Annotated in this window: 12 protein-coding genes and 1 riboswitch; of the genes, 2 read left to right on the top strand and 10 right to left on the bottom strand. The window is 59.9% G+C overall.

What is annotated here, in order from left to right:
- Positions 1–20 precede the first annotated feature (20 nt).
- From ACH2ED_RS05290 to ACH2ED_RS05245, 10 genes are all read right to left on the bottom strand, one after another.
- Entirely contained in the window at positions 21–1,538 is a 1,518-nt protein-coding gene (locus ACH2ED_RS05290) for a flippase activity-associated protein Agl23 (protein ID WP_395089163.1), read from the bottom strand.
- Positions 1,535–2,200, bottom strand: a complete 666-nt coding sequence (locus tag ACH2ED_RS05285; protein ID WP_395089162.1) for a discoidin domain-containing protein — start codon at positions 2,198–2,200, stop codon at positions 1,535–1,537. Before ACH2ED_RS05285 ends, ACH2ED_RS05290 begins: the two co-directional genes overlap by 4 nt.
- A gap of 83 nt (positions 2,201–2,283) precedes the next feature.
- Positions 2,284–4,299: a HEAT repeat domain-containing protein gene (locus tag ACH2ED_RS05280; RefSeq protein WP_395089161.1), complete on the bottom strand. Its 2,016-nt coding sequence runs from the start codon at positions 4,297–4,299 to the stop codon at positions 2,284–2,286.
- Between the two features lie 33 nt (positions 4,300–4,332).
- Positions 4,333–5,607 (bottom strand): Gfo/Idh/MocA family protein, encoded by a 1,275-nt coding sequence (locus tag ACH2ED_RS05275; RefSeq protein WP_395089160.1) that lies wholly within the window; start codon positions 5,605–5,607, stop codon positions 4,333–4,335.
- A 65-nt stretch (positions 5,608–5,672) separates the two neighbouring features.
- Positions 5,673–6,980, bottom strand: coding sequence for a Gfo/Idh/MocA family protein (locus tag ACH2ED_RS05270; RefSeq protein ID WP_395089159.1), 1,308 nt, complete (start codon positions 6,978–6,980; stop codon positions 5,673–5,675).
- Between the two features lie 110 nt (positions 6,981–7,090).
- Positions 7,091–9,547 carry a hypothetical protein gene (locus tag ACH2ED_RS05265; protein ID WP_395089158.1) on the bottom strand — a complete coding sequence of 819 codons (2,457 nt, stop codon included), beginning with the start codon at positions 9,545–9,547 and terminating at the stop codon, positions 7,091–7,093.
- A gap of 20 nt (positions 9,548–9,567) precedes the next feature.
- Positions 9,568–13,014: a hypothetical protein gene (locus ACH2ED_RS05260; protein ID WP_395089157.1), complete on the bottom strand. Its 3,447-nt coding sequence runs from the start codon at positions 13,012–13,014 to the stop codon at positions 9,568–9,570.
- 107 nt (positions 13,015–13,121) lie between these two features.
- A complete protein-coding gene (locus ACH2ED_RS05255; RefSeq protein WP_395089156.1) occupies positions 13,122–13,760 on the bottom strand; it encodes a hypothetical protein in 639 nt (212 codons plus the stop codon).
- A gap of 249 nt (positions 13,761–14,009) precedes the next feature.
- Complete coding sequence (locus tag ACH2ED_RS05250; protein WP_395089155.1) at positions 14,010–16,811, bottom strand: class I SAM-dependent DNA methyltransferase; 2,802 nt, start codon at positions 16,809–16,811, stop codon at positions 14,010–14,012.
- 2 nt (positions 16,812–16,813) lie between these two features.
- Complete coding sequence (locus ACH2ED_RS05245) at positions 16,814–18,415, bottom strand: FGGY-family carbohydrate kinase (protein WP_395089154.1); 1,602 nt, start codon at positions 18,413–18,415, stop codon at positions 16,814–16,816.
- A gap of 40 nt (positions 18,416–18,455) precedes the next feature.
- A riboswitch (adenosylcobalamin (AdoCbl) riboswitch) is annotated at positions 18,456–18,603 on the top strand.
- A gap of 41 nt (positions 18,604–18,644) precedes the next feature.
- On the opposite strand from ACH2ED_RS05245, the gene ACH2ED_RS05240 reads away from it, so the two are divergent.
- Both ACH2ED_RS05240 and ftsY read left to right on the top strand, forming a co-directional pair.
- Positions 18,645–19,394, top strand: coding sequence for a DUF1559 domain-containing protein (locus tag ACH2ED_RS05240; RefSeq protein WP_395089153.1), 750 nt, complete (start codon positions 18,645–18,647; stop codon positions 19,392–19,394).
- Positions 19,395–19,446: 52 nt separating this feature from the next.
- Positions 19,447–20,340, top strand: a complete 894-nt coding sequence (ftsY, locus tag ACH2ED_RS05235) for a signal recognition particle-docking protein FtsY (RefSeq protein WP_395089152.1) — start codon at positions 19,447–19,449, stop codon at positions 20,338–20,340.
- Positions 20,341–20,502: the final 162 nt, after the last annotated feature.

Here is a 20,502-nt window from a genome sequence, read left to right as displayed (position 1 = left end):
TCGCTGTCGCCTCTTCAGCCTCAGTGCGATGGTACCCAGGTGTCTTCGCGCTCATCTTTGACCGGGCCATTTTTCTTGAGATACGCCTCCCAGAGCCCCTGCTCGACGAAGGTCTGGAACATCACCCCGGAGCGCAGGCCGACAAAGCCAGTCATGACATGCCCCTTTAAGCGTGGTGTTAGAGTCTCATCGAACTCTGGCGATGCCAGCACGATGGGTGCGAAAAGCGTCTCTGGAACCTGCGTGTAGTAGCCGATCTTGTCCACGTTAAAGCGCCGCAGGTACCATGGAAGCGGCCAGTAGTAGCCGTCCTTGGAGACCACTTGGATCACCATCTTGAATTTATCTGGGTGCCCCTGCGCCAGTGCCTCAAGCTGCGTCCGAAACCGATCCGCATCGGGGAGGGTTGGGGAGTAGATATAGGGGTTGTGGGTGTCGTTCTGGAAGACAAAACTTGTCTTGTACGCCTGCCAGCCGAGCTGCGCTGCGCCCAGCAAGAGCAGCAGCACGGCAAGGGTTTTCAACGATTTCGAGCGGGTGGCATCCACAATCCCGGCCGCACCAAGCCCGGCTAAGAGAGTCCAGGGAAGCAGAAAGTTCAGCAGACACCAGGGCGTTTTATACGGGATCACCGCGTAGATTCCGGTGAGCAGCAGCGTGTAGAGCGTCAAAAAGCGTCCAAACCGGGTGCGGAATTTCAGCGCAGCCCCCACCATCCCAAGTGCGAGGATCAGTCCCTCGCTCCAGACCATTCCCTTTGTGCCAGGATGCCAGGTCAGAAGCGCGAGGTAGTAGTGCCACGGGTGCTTGTGAAGATCCGTCCCGCCCGCGCGCCGGAGCCAGGGCGTGTAGGTTTGCAGGTACCCAAGCGGCCCCGCGGGATTGGTGAAAAAGCCCGAGAGGAAGAGATAGGCAACCGCCAGCGCGATGGTGATCGTGAGCAGAATCGGACGCCAGGCGAGTGTCTTGCCCTCGCGGAGTGCGAAGAACCAGGCGATTCCTGCCGCGAACAACGAGAGCGACGCCGTCTCTTTGGTAGCGAACATCAGCCCGGCGAAGATCCCCGCGCCCACTGCGGAGCCGCGCAAGGCAAAGCCGAGAAAGCCCAGTGTGAAGGCGGCGAGAAAGACTTCCTGGATGAAGTAGCGGCTATAGAAGACAAAGGCGGGAGAGAGCGCGAGAAAGAGCCCAGACCAGAGCAGTGCGTGTAGCCCGAGCGGCTTTTTGAGCAGCAGAAGCAAACCAACCGTCGCGGCGCCGAGCACCGCGATGGCTGTCCGAAAATCCGACTCCTGCATGTCAGCAAACAGGCGATGCCCACTGGCGGCCACGAATGGAAGTGCGGCGTAGTAGATTGTCGGGCCGTGGAACTCATTGGGATCGTAGGCGTATTTGCCGTGCTCCCAGAGCTCCTGGAACTTCACCGCATGGACTGCCTCATCCCCATGAAAGGGGCGGTTTCCTAGCTGAGGCAGTCGCAGAGCGAGCGCAAGCGCTATCAAAAAGACGACAGCAACGAGTGCGAAACCATGCCTCATTTACTCGGCAGGCCGTAGACCTCGACTTCGGTGTAACGGTTCAGCGGGTCGGTGAAAGTGCTGCCACGACTGTAGAGCCGGACATAGCGTGCCTTGGCCTTGTTGGCAGCGATCAGACGTCCCTCACTCGTCTCAAAGTACTCGCGGTCTTTGCCAATTCCCAGCCCCGCGCTATTATCCGCATCGTTGTTGTAGAGCGTGGTTACCCCTTCCACAAACTTAGGATCGTTGGAGACCTGCACGATCACATCGCGGAAGACAACGGGCTGCTCATGGAAGTGCCAGACCAGAACGTACGAGAGTTCCGAGGGTGCCCCCAGATCAATCTGTATCCACTGGAGCTTGGGGTACATCTCGACAGTGGTGCCTTGCTTAGCGTCTTTGTCACCGTCCGTGATCAGATCAAGAGAGCCTTCGTAGGGCGCTTTGCTCGCCGTAACTTTCTTTTTTAGCGCTAGATTGACGGTTCCCATTGGTACCTGAGGAATGGGCCTTGGCTTCCCGAGTGGTTTCTCGACGTTGGCTCCAGCGGGCGCATCTGAGGGCGTCCCGATAAAGTTCGGCTTAGGCAAGACCGCTGGTAGTGGCACCAAGTCCTGTGCAAGCGCGGCCCCAGCAAGGGCAAGTGTGGTGAGCACCAGGAAAAGAGATCTCTTTTTCATAGCCGTTAAATACAATTTATTCACTCTCCTAAAAACAAGTTCACTGCCCCTTTTAGAGTTCGTCGGAGCAGTTTTGGTTTCCGTTATTGTGCACTCAGTTTCTGCGCCAGCGCCCGGACTTTCTCATCCTGGCTTGTGGCAAGCACTTTATCAAGCGCGGCTTTTGTCTGTGCGCCAGTCACGGCATTAAGCGATTTCCGATCTTTTTTTTGCGGAGCCGCGAGATACAAAATTGCGTCTGCGGCCTCCGCCACCAGCTCCGGGTTATCGAGTGCCTTTGCCGCAAGAGCCACCGCTCCGGGCAAGCGCACCTCGCGCAAGACACTCAGTGCCTGGCGCTTCTCTTCTGGACGCTCCGTGAGGGTAAATAGTTCGCTCAGTTGGGCGAGTTTCTGCTCCGCAGGCAGCTTGTCATCTGCAGCGAGCAAACGCAAACTGCCTCGCTGGGCAAGCACGCGGTCGGATTTTGCGGTGGCGCTCTTGCCGATATTGAGCAATGTCGGCAGGGCGCGCAAGTCGCCCCAGGCATTAGCCAGCCCACTGAGCGCGGCGTTCCTCAGCTCCTCGTCGCCCGAAGTAGCGGCCTGAATGAGCACGGCAAGAGCACTCTCACCACCAAGCTCCGCGAGCGCACTCAAAAGCGCTGACTTGCCCGAGAGCGAAGCACTTTTCATGGCGGCCAGCAGTGGTGCCGAGCCTCCCTCTTTATCGCCGGAGCGCTGAACAATCGCAATAACCGCTGCCTGAGCCGCATCGCGGACATCATCCTCGCTCGTGCCCACTAAAACCGCAACCAGTGCGGGCTCTTGCGCAAGGCTCGCGGTTTTCTCCAAGACTTTCAGGGCCGCTGCTGCCGAGCGTGGCTCCTTGCCACTGGCCAGTGTCACCAGCCGCGCTGTGGAACTGGCGCTGGGTCTCTGCCCAAGGACACCGATCACGGCGAGGTTACCCTGCTCCGCAAGTTTGAGAAGTGCCTCTTCAACACCTTTGCCGCCCATCCGTGCCAGCGACTCCCGAGCTACTTTTGACGCCGGGCCGCTCTTGGCAAGCTCCGCGAGAGTGGGCACCACGCTGGCATCGCAGACATGGATCGCAGCCTGGATCGCGGCGGACTGTACCTCAGGGTCGGTGCTATTTAGCGCCGCGGTCGTCACGCCCGCTGCGGCCGCTTCTTTACGGTCCGACCACGCCGCCAGCAGTGCGATCTGGGCTGGTGCCGTGAGAGTGGGAAAGGCGGCAACCGCCGCTTTCACTCGTTCGGGTTCCGCAAGCATGCCAAGCACCCGCCCGGCCACGCGTTGCAGCACCGGTTCGGGCGCGGTGCGAGCGAGCGCCAGGGCCAGCTCGCCAAGACGCGGTGCGTTCAGTGCGACCAGCCCCGTCAGCGCGCCCGCCCGAATCACCTCAGGCTGATTGCCACCCAGTAGGCTCTCGTAGACTCCCAGAGCATCACTGCGCTTCCCCGCGACAGCAAGCTTACCGGCAACACTCAGCAGTGCGGGAGCAGCGGGCAGAGCCGTATTCTTCACCAGGCGCAGCGCCGCCACGGATGCCGGGGTTGCAATCTTCCCAAGTGCCGTGACAGCAGCCTCCGCGACCAGCGAATCCGAGCTGGCAGTCAGCGACTTCAGCTTTGCCACCGACGACACCTCACCACGGTTTCCCAGCGAGTTGATCGTCCCCACCAGCGCAGCGCCGGTCACGGAGCCAAGCGCTGCCCGAAGCGCCACGCCAGCCGCCGGATCCGTATTGCGCTCCAGCGCCAGCCGGGCGATATTGGCGGTTGCAGGATCGGCCAGGAGCTTGGCGAGCGCGGGCACGGAGCGGACGGTTCCGATGCGGCTGAGAAACGTACAGGCTTCAAGCCGAGCGCCCAGCGTTGACTGAGAATCCTGGAGCACCGACACCAACCCCATCTCCAGAGCGGCAAGTTTTGTGCTGTCTTTGCCTGCCGTGACAATCTGTTTCGAAATGGCGTCTAGCGGCTTACGGTTCTGATAGTCGTACTGCCGAAGCTCTTGAAGGGGATCTTGAGCAAAGGCAGGCGTCAGCGTGAGCGCCAGAGCCAGCATGGGGAAGGCTCTCTGAAATATTCGCATGATTCTAATACTTTCTTACACGTGCTAGGGTGCTTATACGTGCCAGGGTGAGCGCATCGGGGTTGAGAGAAGGCGTGTGGCCATGGAATCGTCGAGAAACTGCTCAGTGACGGGGTTCCATTTTAGCTTGCGCCCGACTCTCATCGCGATCTGCCCCAGGTGCCCGATTGAGGCGGAGCGGTGCGCGGTCTCGGCGGGTGTGAGGGTCTGTTTGCGCGACTTAACACAGTCTAGGAAGTTACGATGGTGCCCCGGGCTACGGAAGAGCTGGTTCTCATCAGGACCGATAACCTCACTGAGCAGACTCTTAGGATTCGCGTCTAACCCACCCCGGTCTACCCAGATCCAGTTACCGTTCTCCCCGATCCACTTGGTGCCCCCACGAATTCCGGCGTTGCCCCCGTTGGCGACATGCATCTCGATGCCACCGGCGTACTTGCACACAAAGTGATAGGTCGTCGCCGCGTCCCAGATTCCGGTATCGGGGTAGCTGCCGGTTCCCTCGATCTCTTGCGGACCGGTCGTGTCCCAGTCCATGCCCCAGTGGGCGATATCGCCGTGGTGCCCGATCCAGTCCATGAGCTGACCGCCGCCAAAATCAAGCTGCCAGCGCCAGTTCCAGTGGGTGCGCTCGTTGCAGTAGGGCATCATGCGCGAGGGGCCTACCCAGAAGTCATAGTCCAAGCTCGGTGGCGCATCTTTGAAGTCCACTTTCCCGCAGGGGTTTCCCGTTGGCAGCCCCACTTCAATACGCACGATCTTACCAAGCCGCCCATTGCGTACCAGCTCACAAGCCACGCGGAAGTTATTGGTGGAGCGCTGCCAGCTCCCGGTCTGCCAGATACGCCCGTTTTTCTTGACGGCATCGGCCATCTGGCGGCCTTCCATCAAGCAGTGCGAGATCGGCTTCTCGCCAAAAATATCTTTCCCGGACTGCGCCGCCAGAATCGCAGGCACGGCATGCCAGTGGTCCGGGGTGCAGAGCGAGATAGCGTCTATGTCTTTTCGGGCGATGAGCTCACGGAAGTCCGCGTAGGCAGCGCAGCTCGCGTTCTTGTAGTGCCGATCCACGCGGTTTTTTGTGTCGCGCACATGGTCTTTGTCCACATCGCAGACCGCAACCACCTGGCAGTCCGCTTCGTTGAGGAAAGCACCGAGGTTGGAGTTCCCCTGCCCTCCCACACCGATACAGCCCAGGGTGATGCGATTGCTGGGAGCGAGCTTCCCCCCACGTCCCAGTGCGCTCGCGGGAATAATTGTAAAAGTGCCCGCGGCGGCAACGCCCTTCAGAAAATTGCGACGGTCCATCTTAAGAAATCCTTCCAGGGTGCGGAGCCGTGGCTCCGCACCCAAGTGCTTGACTTTCTGTCAAGCTAGATCATGTCGTAGCCCCTGCGGTACTTGGGCTTGATGTAGACGTCCAGCTCAGGCATGTTCGTCGCCTTCATCGCGCGGGCATCCCACTCCACTTTCTTACCCGCAGCGCGAACGCCAAGATTCCCGGCCAGCACCATCTCCGCGAGCGGTCCTGCGTAACCCGGGAAGTTGCTCATGGCGGGCTTCCCTTCTTTGATGGCACGCACCAGCTCCTGGAAGTGGCCCGGGGACTCCTCAAAGCCGACATTGGAGAGATCGACGCCACCTACCACGCGACCCCCACTGCCGTAGTCGCCGGGAACGTAGATCTTGCCCTTGTCGCCAATTAAGAGTGAACCGGAATTCTGGAGCTTCCAGTCATCGTCAATGGCATCGCCAAGAACATCCAGCGACGGCTGCTTGTTACCATCGTACCAGACCAGCTTGATCGGTCCACGTGTGGACGTCGCGGCGAACATAAACGTCGTGACGGACCAAGCCGGGAACGAGTCGCCGTTATTGGGCGCGGTCTCGGACTGAATGGAGATGGGATCGCGCAGATCCAGCGCCATAAACGGCATGTTGAGCGTGTGGCAGCCCATGTCGCCTTGTGCGCCAGAGCCAAAGTCCCACCAGCCGCGCCAGTTAAAGGTGTGGTACGCTCCGGGCACAAAGGGGCGAACCGGAGCCACTCCCAGCCAGGTGTCCCAGTTCAAACCTGTGGGCGGCGGCGCCACAGCAGTGGGCCGTGCGATCCCCTGGGGCCAGATCGGGCGGTTGCTCCAGACATGGATCTCGCTGACCTTGCCGATAATGCCCGCGCGCACCTGAGCTGCTTGCTTGCGCAGCTTAGGGTCCGCAGTGCCCTGGTTGCCCATCTGGGTCTGCACCTTCATCTCGGTGGCGATCTCCGCAAGGCGACGCGCTTCGTAGATAGTGCGGCAGAGTGGTTTCTGGCAGAAGGTGTGCTTACCCATCCGCATGGCATTGGCGGCGATGATACCGTGCATGTGGTCAGGAACCGTCACCGTGACCGCGTCCACTTCCTTGGCCATCGCCTTAAGGCACTTGCGCCAATCCGTAAACGGCTTCGCATTCGGGTACTTCTTAAGTGCCTTCGCGACCGTATTCTCGTCCACATCGCAGATCGCAACAACTTCGCCGAAGCGCGCAGCATCTGCCGTGTCACTGTCGCCCTTGCCACCCACTCCAATACACGCAAAGCGGACTTTCCCACCCTGCTTTGCCAGTGCCTTATCGGCAAACGTCATCCCCATACCGAGCGCCGCCGCTCCCGTCAGAAACTCACGTCTATTTTGAGACATAAAAAAATTCCTCCTGATGTGAAAGGCCTTTCCACATTCCTAAATCGAATTCCTGCCCAATCGCTAATTTGCTCCAATTGATTTCGGCTTTCTGTTCTGCCGATCATTGTTCAAGAGGGCTCAAAAGCTTTCTCAAGCACCAAAAGTGCCACAGCCAAGGACCGATCCGAGACATCAATGACGAAGCCATCCCAGTGATCCGGGTGATCGGGTGTGGGGCGGAGGGCGGGCTGAAGCTCCAGGTCGAGCCAGCTACGAAACTGGGCCGTGGCGTCAAAGAGTGCGGAAAGATTTGCCCCGAGACCTGAGACACGCACATCGTAGGCAATCACACTCACATGGAGCAAGCCAGGGTGGGCATCCTCGGGGACAAGCGGGGAGCGCTCGCCCGTGGTGGGTTCGACATGCCCACGCCAGCGCTGCCAGTGCCCACTCTTGCCCAGCGCCCCCGCGCGCACCGACAGCGGGACGGGAAGCTTTGCCGCAAGAAGTGCCTGGTGCAGACGTAGCAGCGCCCGATCCCGCCGCTGGCGCTGCTCCGCCTCCCAAATCTCCCGGAGCTCCGTGCGCTCCTGGGGCTCACTCTCGATGTTAAACGGCGAAGCGGAGATTAGATCGGCGGGGTCTGTCTGATGCGCACGGACAAAGGCGAGCCGTCGCTCCAGAGCAAATCCCCCGATCCACAGCGCCCAGTCTCCCACCTCCGCATCCGGGTAGCCCGGCGGCGTGACTCCCTCCAGCCCCAGCCCGACCACGCCAGGAAGCGCCGCGAGCCGCGCGGCGAAACCAACTACCCCCGCGAGATCCAGCGCTTCGGGCACCACAAAGTCCCAGCGCACCAGCGACCGTGCCAGGCGGCTGGAGGGAGTTTCATCGGTGGCGTTTATCGCCGCCCACTGCTCAAGTGTCTGTCCCCCCGCACCGCGCTCTCTTGCGGTCGTTGCGGAGAAGGCCAAGAACGGAGAGAACACCGGCACAACCCCGATTCCCGCTGTTTTAGCGGCCCGTGCCAGTGCCGCCAGACGTTTTTCGGCCAGGGGATGAGGTCGCAGGACAATGCGTAGCTGCGTGAGCTTAGTGCGCTTCGCCAGAGAGAGCAACGCGTCTTGGGCACTGTCATCTTCGGGAAGTGCTACCTGCCAGGCGCGCGTTTTAAGCGTCTCGGGGATCACCAGCGGCCCCTGCGGCTCGGGAAGTGGCTCGTCGCTTCGCAGCAGCTCCGCAGAGAGTTCCGCAACCAAAGCGGCTCCTTGGGCGGCGGGTGCCAGTAGCTCCAGTACCAGCTTCTGCTCCGCATGCGCCTCGGTGGGCACGGGAGGCAACACCCCGCCAAAACGCTCTACCCGTTCTTGTTGTTCCACGGCCAGCGCCTGCACTTCCGTTCGCAACGTGGCTGAGAGCTGTGCAAAAGGGATTCGCTCTTCAGTGTCGAAGCGCTCCGCAAGCGCCCAGAGTGCCTCCGGCGCGTCTTGGGTACTACGCGGTATTTTTTTTAGTGCCCCCTCACGAATCAGGCGGCTCCGCGCGGCAGCCGCAAGCTGAGAGAGCTGCTGCACTTCCTGCTCCTGTGGTGCCAGAAAGCGCTGGTAGTCAAGATTGGCTCGCTCGCGCCGCGCCGCTGCACTCGGGAGATCCTCCACGAGCAGATACACGGAGCCGACTCGACGCATTCCCCCGTTTACTCCCCGACAGAGCGCCGCGAGCACGTCCCCGGCGAGAGCACGCTTGCCCAGCACCCGCACCGATCTTTTTGCAAGCAGCGCATCGGCCATCAGAGGCAGCTGCGTGACTGCTGCCAGACGCTTGACCAGAGCCCCCACACTTGTCACGTCCTCCAGGAGCACCGAGGTCTGAAGTGCAGGAAGCCGTGTGTCCAGATCCGTGGGCTTGCTCTTTCCAGGGGCAAGGCGACGCCCCAAAAACTGCTCGTCCTCGTCGCCCGGCTGTACGCCCTCGCGCAGTGGGAGAGTCACCACCGACTCCTCGGAGAGAGCCGCGAGTCCGGTCGGAAAGTAGGCATCCCCCACTTCTTTGCCTCCCACCGAGATCGTGAGCTGTCGGGTTAGACGCAGCCGGAAGTCACGGGGATCTAGCGAGAGTGCCTCTCTAGTCCGAAACGAAGCGCTCTCGGGCAGGGCACTCTCCAGCCAGCGGCGCTGCCGCGTCTCCAGCGCCGAGAGCAGAAGGCCGGGCGGCCCCGTAAGCTGTTGCCACTGCCCTGGGTTCAGCGACGCGAGCAGGAGCAGCCAGTAGGGTTCGGGGTTGATGTCGCGTAGCTTCTCCGCCAGTGCAACGGGGCTGCGCGGTGGGTCGTAGACGCGCATGGTGCGTGTGGCAACGGCGCTAATGCTGCCGTAGCGCACCAGAGTGGCATCGTAGCGGGCCAGCAAGTCCGTGGCGTTCTGCGGCCCGGGGAGCAGAACGGGGAAATTTGGCAGTGGCTCCCGCGCCTCGATTCCCACGGCAATCAACGCCCCGCGTGCCTCGACACTCCAGTGGAGCCGCTCCCAGAGGGACGAGAGAGGCTGCACCAGCTGCACCAGTGCGGGGAGAGGGAGCAGAAGCATAGCACAATTGTACCTACTGCCTACTCTACTTCTACGGCGTGCGTGTTATCGTCGTGGTTGCGATCCAGTTTGTGAAAGCTGGGATCAAGGACAATATAGCTCGGCGGAAAATCGGTCTCGAAGCTTAGGCTCTGGCGCGACTGTTGGAGATACGCAAGCAGAGTCACGGACTGCTCACCCTGCCAGAGCGTGACGGAGATCGCCTCGTGGAGCGGTGCAGCACTCTCGTTGCCCTGGCCGTCGGCAAAAACTTTCTTGGCTTTCACCACAACCTCGGTTCGCCAGCGCTTCTTCCCGAGCGGCTTTTTGTGCGCCGAGACCGCCGTGAGATCGCAGAGTGTCAGCTTCTCAAAGCTCTCCGAGATGCGCAGCGCGTGCGCGGGAAAGTTCGCCTTGAGCGTGTCCACCAGAGCCTGCGCCGTGGGGTACGGGGGGTCTTTGAAAGCGAGTGCTTGGAGAAAGCCACGCAGGACAGCATCGAGCCTCTGGTAGGTGAGCCCGTACAGCTCATGAAAGGCGAGACCGCCTTTCTGGTAGCAGATATACGGCTGGCGGCGCGTTGTCACTAGCGGGCGCTCCTCCGTGCGGTCTTTTCCACGGCCCTCTAAGTAGGCATCAGCGGCACGCTTCTGCACCTCATGAGGATCATTGCCCGCAGCGACAGCAACACGGAGGGCCGTGTACTCAGCCAGCGACTCAGAGAGGACTTCGGAGCCGGGTAGGTTCGCGCCCGTGACCTGGTGCGCCCACCACTGGTGCGCCACCTCGTGCGCCGTGACATAGAACGGCGTGTCAAAGTCGCCTGGAACCACCTTCATCGTGAAGCCGCCGTCCTCGGAGAAGGGAATGGTTCCGGCGAATGCCTGCGCCGCCACGGCCTCACCACGCGCCGGAAACTCGACAACGCGCAGCTCGGAGAACGGATACGGCCCGTAGGTCTCGGAGCAGAAGGCCAGAGAGGCTTTGGCGCCCGCGAGAATTCTTTTGACGTTCCATGGGTGCCCAGCATGGTAGTAGACCGTGATGGGAGTGCCTTTGTACAGGCTCTTTTGGGTGGTGTACTTGCCCGAGACCACTGCCCAGAAGTAGCGCACCACATGGCCTGATTCGTAGCGAAAGCAGCGCCGCCCGCCCTCGCTCCACTCCCGAACGAGCTTGCCAGGTGCCAGCGCGAGCTGATCGGGCGCAGTGCGTACCGTGATCGCCAGCTTCACCCAGTCGGAGTCGCCGCCGATGTAGGTCTGGCTCAGCCCGATTTTCTCCGGTAGCTCCCGCCAGTGCGCCAGGCCCTGCTTTGTGCGCTCCGCCGTATCGGTCAGCTCAATGGCCGCCTGGTAACCAATCCGAGGAGCGAGGTTGGATAAGAAGCTCCCGTTGGTGGCAATATCGGTGCGGGGGCCGCTCACGGCAAAGCCCGGCTTGTCCCAGACCAGCGTGAAGTCGAGTGTGGTGCTCTGCCCCGGAGCCAGTGGAGTGGCGAGCTTCCAGATCTGCACCCCCAAAACCGAGTTGTTCTGGGTGCGTGTGGCGCTGCGAGCTCCACCAAATACAAGCCGATGTAGCGTGAGATCGCTGTCGTAGCTCAGAAAAACCTCGGGGATCGGTTTGCCCGTCTTGTTCCGGAGCGTGTAGCGCCCACTCAGCGAGAACGCCCGGCGCTCTGGCCAGAGTGTCATGTCTAGGCTGGCGGCGGTGATTTTTGGCTGTGGCCGGTCTACCCAGCTCCCCCGGTACATCCGCTCATAGTCCGCCTGCTCGCGCTTTGCTCCGTTCTCATTCTGGAAGCGATGGATCCCGTGAAAGTTATAGAGCAAAAGCCCCGTGCTCAGCGTACACAGAGCCGCCAGCGCCACGAGCACTGTGCGCCGCTTTGGTTGAATCGCGAGCCCAAGCATGAGGCAGGTCAGTAATAGCCAATGCGTCCCCAGCCCAAGAAGCTGCGCGGTGTAGGCGCTGAAGCCGTCGAGATCGGAGAAGTGTGCCTCCCCCACCAACCCGAGATTGAGCAGTGGGTGCTCCCAGCCGAGCTCACCAAACACCGACGGTAGCAGGGTCAGTACCACAAAAATAATATGTCCCACAAACTTACTGGGCGCACGGCTATGGATAAGAAAGGCCAGGGCGGACATGCTCAAAAGGGGCACTCCGCACACGCCAAAGAGCGCGACCCCGTAGCCGATGACATCTGGCACGATGCCCCCCGCCCGCTGCTGGAGCATCCCGATCCCCCCGTAGATCGCCCCGGCGAGTGCCAAGCTCAGTACCAGAGCGGCAAACCGAGCCAGAGTCGCCGCCGCCTGTGAGAGTGGCAGCGTATCCACCAGCGGTGCGACGCGAAGAATGCGCTCCTGCCAGCACAGCTCCCCGGCATAGATCGCCGCGACAAAGATAAAGAGCACTAAGTAGCTGTCACTCACTTCCTTGACAACGTGGCTGGTGGTGGGAAGCAGCGCCGTTCCGGTAAATCCCTCTTCTTTTTGCCCCATCACGGCAAAGACCAGCAGCCCGAGGGCGAGAAAGAGCCAGTAGGGCCAGCTCTTGAGAATAGATCGGGAGTAAAAGCGCACCAGATGCAAAAAGCTCCGCCACGCCCGAGGCCGCGCTTTCACGGTGGCCCGGGGAATCGCTCCTTGCGGGGGCGGCACGCCTCGCGCACGGGTTCGGCGCGGAAGCTGCGGGGCCAGGGCGCGGAAGCGAAAGAGCAGGTTTCCCAGCATCAGTACTCCCAGCCCGATCCCCGACCAGAGCAGCCGGTTGGTCAGCAACGCGCCATCCAACGACGGTAGCTCCGCGTTTTTTTGCGCCGGTGTCCAGTACCGTGTCTCAACCATCGTGAGCACCATGCCGTAGGGGTCAAGCGCCGCCGCCACGCCCCGACTCTCGATCCCCGCCGCAAGCGCGGCACTGATGAGGTAGAACACAAAAAGCCCGATTCCCAGCGCATAGACGGCAAAGAGGTTTCGGGTGAGCGCTCCCGCCACGAAGAACAGGGCGCTGGTCAGCAGAAGATTCGGCAGCAGAATCACAAAATATGAAAAAGTGTAGGGTGCAAGCTGAAATGAGCCAAGATGGGTCGTGTCGCCCGGCAGAACCGTCCCCAGCCACAGCCCGAGTGGGAGCGCCGTGAAGAGGAGCGCCGTGACGACAAAGCTGCCGAAATAGCGCCCAAAGAAGTACTGCCATGCTTTAAGGCGCGATGTGAAGAAGAACTCGTGGACCCGCAGTTCAAAGTCGCGCAAGATACCCGTGCCGGCAATGGCGGCCACAATCGGCCCGGTGATCAGGCAAAACACACTGCAGATCATCACAAGCTGCGTCGGTGCGTTAGCAAGGAGCCGTCCGTTGTCCGCGTCCCCCCGGTCGCTCATCATCACACCGACAGCACCTAGGAGGATGAAGAGAAACTGTCCCCAGGTCGCCCCTTGTCGCAGTCGTAGAAGCACCTCCTGCTTAAAAACGGTGAGCATAAATTCCCCCCCCTTCCCGAACCTATCCCAGCATCCCTCCCCCGGCCCCTCCCTTCGCCTGAGACCCAACTTCGTTGGGGCGAAGGGAGGGGAGTTAGGGGTAGGTTTTACGGCAGGCTGGTGCGGATCGGGTGTCCTGCGGGAAAGAGCGAGCGGATGAGCTTGCGGTAGGCGCTGATGTCGGCGCGAACACTGCTCCCCAGAGTCCGTAGCTCGCCTTGTGCCACTTTGATGTCGTTGATGGCCTCTTGCAAGTCGTCTAGCGCGGTCTGGAAAGTGGTGACACCTGCCGAGAAAGTGGCAAGTGTCGCGCCGTTGGAGAGCGTGACGGGCAGGGTGAGCGCGGGGTACTCGCCGGGTGTGGTGGCATCGAGTCGTGCCCAGACCCCATCGAGATCGCCGAGTACCTTGCCCCACTTGACCGCCGCCGCAGTCGTGACGGGGATACGGGGGAGCATCTTAACAAAAACACTACCGGGCGTGCTGGCACGCACAAAAGCAGTAAAGAGCGCTGCACTGCTCTGGAGCGGCCCTAAGGTGTTGTCGCGGGTCTGCATAGCGCCCTCCATGTCGTTGGTGCGGGCAATCAGGGTCTCTTGTGCGGTTTGCGCGGCGCTGGCACTGTCTACAAACCCGTCGCTGGTCGTTCCGCTGGGCAAGACAATCGCCCGTCCGAGAGCAGTCTCGGCATTGTTCCAGTGATCGGCGTAGGCGTGTGACTTTGCCGCAAGATCAAACTTTCTCATACTCAAACCTCCTACCCCCTAACCCCCGCGAAGCGGGGGGACAAGACAGAATCCGATTCCTTGTATTCCCCCCGCCCGGCGGGGGTTAGGGGGGAATTCGTGAACATTATAGCTCGTGTGTGTTTCCTCAGCAAGTATCCCTATTTCAATATGAATCAACAGCATTATATTATCAGATTTTCCTAAATAAATATCATTATTTTCCATTTAATTATCGTAGCTTATAGTCATATTATTGGTTCAAATTATTTAAATTTTATCTAAAGTGACTCTTTTACGTTTTTTAGGAGCGTTTGCAAAAGCCATCAGGGGCGCTGTCAGGCTTTCGTAGGCCGCCAAAAGAAACTCCACGCGCTCCCTATCTCCCGAAAACGGCGCGGTGCGATAGAGCTTGTCTACGGCGGCATCGAGTGTACTGTGTGCTTTTCGCAAGGCAGGCGGCATGGTGAGCGGGTCGTAGAGATCGGCGAGGGTGGAGGAAGGAAACGCCGCCCGAGCCTTCAGAATCTCCTCCGCGTGCTTACTCAGGCTCTCCTTGGCCTTCTCATCCAAAACGGGAAGAGGGAAGTTGTTGTAGACAATTCCAATAGAGTAGCGATAGTCACTTTTAATACGCCCTCCAATGTAGCGCATCCAGGCCATGTGAATGCGAGAAGTCAAAAGAGCAAGTTGCCATTTTTCTGCATCTAAAAGAACGGATGTCGCATTGCTTGCAATGACAGGAGGCGCAGTATAAGCAAGAGGAATGTAGTCGCGCGTTTCCGACGTATGAAGCGGAAAGACAAGAAAAGGACGATCCGGTATCGCGCCGCATTCAAAACGAGTAGGAGTGTTGGCAAGATTTTGCGTTGCTGACTTTGAACTACTTGCTCGCATTTGCTTGACCTGCTCAAGTCGTTCTTTCACATAAGGCATGACCCGAAGTTCACTGGGAGTCGCGCTTTGAAGAGCCAGGATATAGCGCTGCTTTCCATTGATAAACTCATCGGCCCCAATAAACGGTCGCATAAAAATTGAAGCATTTGGTTCTTTTGTCAGAAACTCATCACGCTCTTCGGAAGTAAAGATGAGGTATCCGCCATCCGTTGGTTTTGTCCCACTCTTGATTGCAGGCATTCCATTTATGGGTTTGTTCGTATCTGTTATGGTCAAGTGAGGATCGGCCAGAAGCGACGCATCGGTGAGATAGGCGGAAAGAGTGGTGTGCTTTGTCTCCAACGGGTCACTTTTAATATCCGTGTACGAGAACAGACGGCGCTCTTTGGGAGCCGCCTCCCGCCGCGCAAGCCCCACAATCACCACATGGACATGGGCAACTCCTCGTGCATCGCTCCCCCAGGCAAATGTGCGGTGAGCAAAGGAAATCTCAAGGCCGTAGCGATCAAAGACAAGCCGCCAGAGGGGAGTCACTTGTTCCCCCTGCGTGATGGAGTTGGTCGAAACAAAACCGATCTGCGCGTTGCCCTTCTGCGCGTACTCTCCCGCCTTCAAAAACCATGCTGCCACGTAGTCAAGACCTGTTCCTGAACCTTGAACATTAACAATCCTTCGCAACTGCTCGCGCTGAAAAGTGGTCTGAAGACTCACTCCGATAAACGGGGGATTGCCGAGAACATAGCTGCACTCAGCGGCAGGTAGTAAGTCGCTCCAGTCGGTTTCGAGTGCGTCGGCGTGGCGGATATGGGGCGCGGCCTTGAGCGGGATTCGATTAAAGACCTGGCCAAACGCCAGTGAGAGGCGGTTGTTGGCGATATGATCCGTCATCCACAGCGCGACTTCTGCAATGCGCGCCGCAAACTCCCCGATCTCGATCCCGTAGAACTGAGTCACATCACAGCGCGAGAGCTGCGCCACATCCATCACCTGCTGGCCTTCGGGATGAAGCTCTCTGAGCAGCGCCAGCTCTAATTCGCGCAGCTCTCGGTAGGCGATAATCAGGAAGTTGCCACACCCACACGCCGGGTCCAGAAAGGTCAGCCCGGCGAGCTTCTCCTGCAAGGCCACCAGCGCACTGCGCCGCCCGTTATCCTTGCGAGCCGCCGTGCGCTTTAGCTCGTCGCGTAGCTCGTCTAAAAACAAAGGCTCGATCACCTTGAGGATATTGCGCTCCGTGGTGTAGTGCGCTCCCTTGCCCCGCCGCTCCTCCTTGTTCATCACCGACTGAAACAGCGCCCCAAAGATCGCAGGCGAGATAGCATCCCAGTTAAAGTCGCACGCCTCCAAGAGCCGCTTTCGCATCAGCGCATTGAAGGCCGGGGTTCGCAGGCGCTCCGAAAACAGCGCCCCGTTGATGTAGGGAAACGCACTCAGCCGCTCTGGGAGTGTCGCCTGCCTCTCGGTCTCCGGCTCGTTCAGAGTATCGAAAAGCTGACTGAGCCACTGCCCCAGGTCGCTCCCATCCTCATGGGTACAGTCCGAGATCAGATCAAAGAAAATATCCTTTTCGCCAAAGATTCCCGTATCATCGGCAAAGAGGCAAAACAGCAGCCGTACCAGCAGCCGCTCCAGATCATGCCCCCGATACCCTGAAGCATAGAGGGCATCGTGCAGTGCGCCCATCTTCTCGCTCGCCTCGATATTGACCGGAGCCTGGTCGCGAAACGTCCGCTTCTGAATCCCCAGAATAAATCCGAAGTCTTCCACATGCTTGCCTAGCTCCGCAAGCGGAAAGTGAACCTCAGTCTGCTCCTCTAAATCAAAGAGCTGAAAGTTCTGAAAATCACACAGAAGCAGATAGCGCGGCAGGTCTTCATCCTTGATACCCACAAAATACTCAAACGCCTGCGCCTTCGCATCGGCTAAATTCTTCCCCGCACTTTTATGCTCCACTAGGAGAGTCTTGCGCCAGAAAAGATCAATGAAACCCTGCTTATTATGGAGCTTCTTCACCGGCTCTTCAAAGCTTGCGACTTTGCGCCGGTTTACTCCAAAGACGGCAAAAAAGTCATTGTAGAACGACTGCGTCTCGCCTTTCTCGTACTTTGCGTCTTTCCACTCCTCGGAGAACTTAGTGGCATTGACACGAATCTCATTCCAGCTTAACCGGCTCATGTTTAGATGCCCACCATGAGCGCACAATGGCGTCTTTGAGCGTCGTAGAGATCGCGCCAGATGGCGTACTTAGCGTCGTGGAAGGCGCGAGTGGCGGGGTTTGGCGCAATTGTCTCCCCCGCTCGGCCCATTGCTGTCATGGCGTCGGTGACACTGGCGTAGTCGCCGGAAGCGTGCGCGGCCAGAATCGCGGAGCCTAGCAAGACCGACTCGGACTCGCGCCCCAGAGTGATCGGTAAGCCACAGGCATCGGCGTGCTGCTGGAGCCAGAGCGGGTTTTTCGTGCCACCTCCCGTCGCAACAATCTGGGAGATCGTGAAGCCTTTTGCATTAGCGGCCTCGATAATCGCACGCGTACCGTAGGCCAGCGCCTGCACCGTCGCCACATAGAGCCGTGTGTCCTGCGCCAGCGACTTATCCAGCGAGAGCCCCTCGACCACGCCGCGCGCGTGCGGGTCGGCGAACGGCGAGCGGTTGCCCAAGTGAAAGTCCAGGACGTGTAAGTGGCGCGTCAGATACGCCAGGTCAGCCAGCCCCTCCGAATCGGCGAGCTTCTGGGCCTCGGCATTGAGCAGCGCATAGACCGTCGTGCCCTCGGACTCCGCGCGATACGCTAAATCACGGTACTCACTGGAGTCCTCGATCACAAAATCAATGAGTGCCCCTGCCGCACTCTGCCCGCCCTCGGTGAGCCAGTAGCCGGGCACCATCGCGCCAAAGTACGGCCCCCAGACCCCGGGCACAAAGATCGGGTCTTTCGACGCCGCCATGTGGCAGTTGCTCGTCCCCCCGATCAGCGCGATAGAGCTTTCGAGGTTGGCGGCTCCCAGTAGCCCAAGCCCGCCCGCATGGGCATCAATAATTCCGACTGCCACAAAGCAGCCCGTTGTCAGCCCAAAGTACGCGGCGGCGTCTGCTGTGAGTGGCCCAATGCGCTCGCCCAGTGGCCGGATCAGATTCCCCGTGATGCGCGGATCATCGAGTCCCAGTGTCGCCAGAAACGCCGTGTCCCAGCGCCCCTCATGTCCCAGATAAGTCCACTTGCAAACATTGGTACAGAGTGATCTGACATCTTGGCCGGATGCCTTGTAGGTCAGAAAGTCGGCTAGATCTAAGAACTTCGTCGCCTTCGCCCACGTCTCCGGCAGGTGCTTTTTGAGCCACTGAAGCTTCGGCGGCTCCATCTCCGGCGAGATCGCCCCCCCCACATATTTTAAAACGTCGTGGCTCCCCGCGTTGATCGCATCCATCTCGGCAATTGCTCTATGGTCCATCCAGACGATAATATTCTGTTCAGAACTTCCCGTCGGGCTCACGGTCAGTGGTACATCGCTCTCGCCCAGTACCACCAGCGAGCACGTGGCGTCAAAGCCCATCCCTACCACGCTCTCTGGAGCCACTTTCGCCTGCGCCAGTGCACCGCGCACCGCGATTCCCACCGCGCTCCAGATGTCAGCGCTGCTCTGCTCGACAAACTCTGGCTGCGGTCGCCAGAGCTTAATCGGATGGCTCGCCAGCCCCTTACGTGCTCCATCGGCCACGGCGAAAACCCCCGCCCGCGCCGAGCCCGTCCCGACATCCACCCCGATGACAAATCTTTCCATGGAGGGATTTTACCCGGATTGCCGCCGATTGATAGTCGTGATACTCTGACTCCGCTCCCGCCCCTGGGGAAGTCCGGTGTGATTCCGGCACTGTCGCGCAACGGTAATAGAGCGTTATGCTCCAAGTCCGATCACCAGCGGGGGCGACAAATCCCTTGGCCTGCGCGAAACAGGCCAGAAAGAGACCCCTTTGTTTATACACCCCCTCCCCCCCGTCCGACGGGGGAAAATGGCATTCACGCTGATCGAGCTTCTTGTTGTCATCGCGATTATCGCGATTCTGGCGGCGATTTTGTTTCCTGTTTTTGCCCAGGCACGTAGTAAAGCCCGTCAGACAAGCTGCCTCTCCAATACCAAGCAGCTCGGGCTGGCGGCGCTGATGTACTCCCAGGACTACGATTCGACGCTTCCTCTGTTCAGCTACGGCGATTCTCAGACCTACTGGGTCGGGGCGCGCGGCGGGTTTTCCGGGCCGCTGGATAAAAAGCTCGGGCTGATCTTTCCGTATCTCAAGAGCGGCGAGATTCAGCGCTGCTCCGAGTACGCCGGTCCTGCCAATCTCGGCGGCACGGGCTACGGCTACAGCTCGGTACTGGCCAATGAGCGGTGGGTCAGCACCAGTGCGGGCTGGGTGATGCAACCGAGCCCGGCGCACGACGCGGAGCTTTCCCGCCCCGCCGAGTGCCTGCTCTTTGCCGACAGTGGCAACCGCACCGACAGCACGGCCACTGGCCCAGAGACGATGAAGACCGCTGCGACGGTGACAGAGACAATCATCATCCAGCCGCCTAGCTCCTGGTGTTACCCCGGCTATGGCTGCACATCGTCGCTGGATTTCCGGCACCAGGGCTTTGGCAATATCGTCTTCTGCGACGGGCACGCTAAGGCTGTCGCCCGCGCCGCGTTCGCCGCCAAGCTTCCGATCAGCGATCAGCAGCCTGGTATTGTCTATCGTGGCGATTATCTGATGGCGAAGTAGGCCCCCTAGCCCCCGCCGGGCGGGGGCTAGGGGGTGCTGGTATGATAACCCTATGCTCAAACGTGGTGTGTTCAAGACCCTGTTTCAATCGGTGGATGCTCTGGTCACGGGCAAGGGCCGCATTGATGATGATCTGTTCGATGAGTTCGAGGAGGCACTTCTCGCGGCGGATCTTTCGCTACGCACCACGGATCAGGTCCTAGAGCGGCTCAAGGGGATGGTGCGCGACCAGCGCATGTCCACGGCGCAGGAAGTTCAGGATGCGCTCAAGCTCGCGCTCACCGAGGCGCTGGGCGATCCTGGCGACACGAAACTTAAAGTGGCCGAGAGCGGCCCGACACTCTATCTCATGGTGGGTGTCAACGGCGTGGGAAAGACCACGAGCTTGGGGAAACTGGCGTATCGGGCGGTGAAAAAAGACGGTAAGAAAGTGATTCTCGCAGCAGGCGACACGTTCCGCGCCGCCGCCGCGGAGCAGCTCGGAATCTGGGCGGATCGCGCGGGCGCGGAGCTGATCCGGCAGAAAGAGAACGCCGATCCTGCCGCCGTGGTTCATGATGCCATTATCGCCGCCAAAGCTCGTGGCGCGGACTTAATTCTCGTAGACACGGCGGGGCGCTTGCACACCAAGCTCAATCTCATGGAGGAGCTGCGCAAGATCGGTAGAATCTGCGAGAAAGAGCTGGGCCGCAAGCCCGATGAAGTGCTGCTTGCCCTGGATGCCACCACGGGCCAGAACGCGATTCCTCAAGCCAAACAGTTCACGGAGGCCGTCGGTGTCACGGGCATTGTGCTCGCCAAACTCGATGGCACAGCGCGTGGTGGAATCGTCATTACGCTCCGACAAGAGCTGGGCGTTCCCGTTAAAATGGTTGGTGTTGGTGAAGGCCCCGAGGACATGCTCCCCTTCAACCCGGAGGTTTTTGTGGAGGCGATGCTGGGATAATCCTACCCCCTAGCCCCCGCCAAGCGGGGGGAGAACAAGGAAAATCCCTATTGTTCCCCCCCGTCAGGGGAACCGCATTTGTTTTTTTGAAGACCGAATTTCCCAGTTTTCAGGCGTTTGCCCAAGTTTGCTATGAATGCTGAAAATGCCTTTCCCATCTAC

Origin of the sequence: Armatimonas sp. (assembly GCF_043757465.1) — a bacterium.
Taxonomy (GTDB): Bacteria; Armatimonadota; Armatimonadia; order Armatimonadales; family Armatimonadaceae; genus Armatimonas.
The sequence above is the reverse complement of the archived record's forward strand: the minus strand, read 5'-3'. Positions and strand labels throughout refer to the sequence as shown.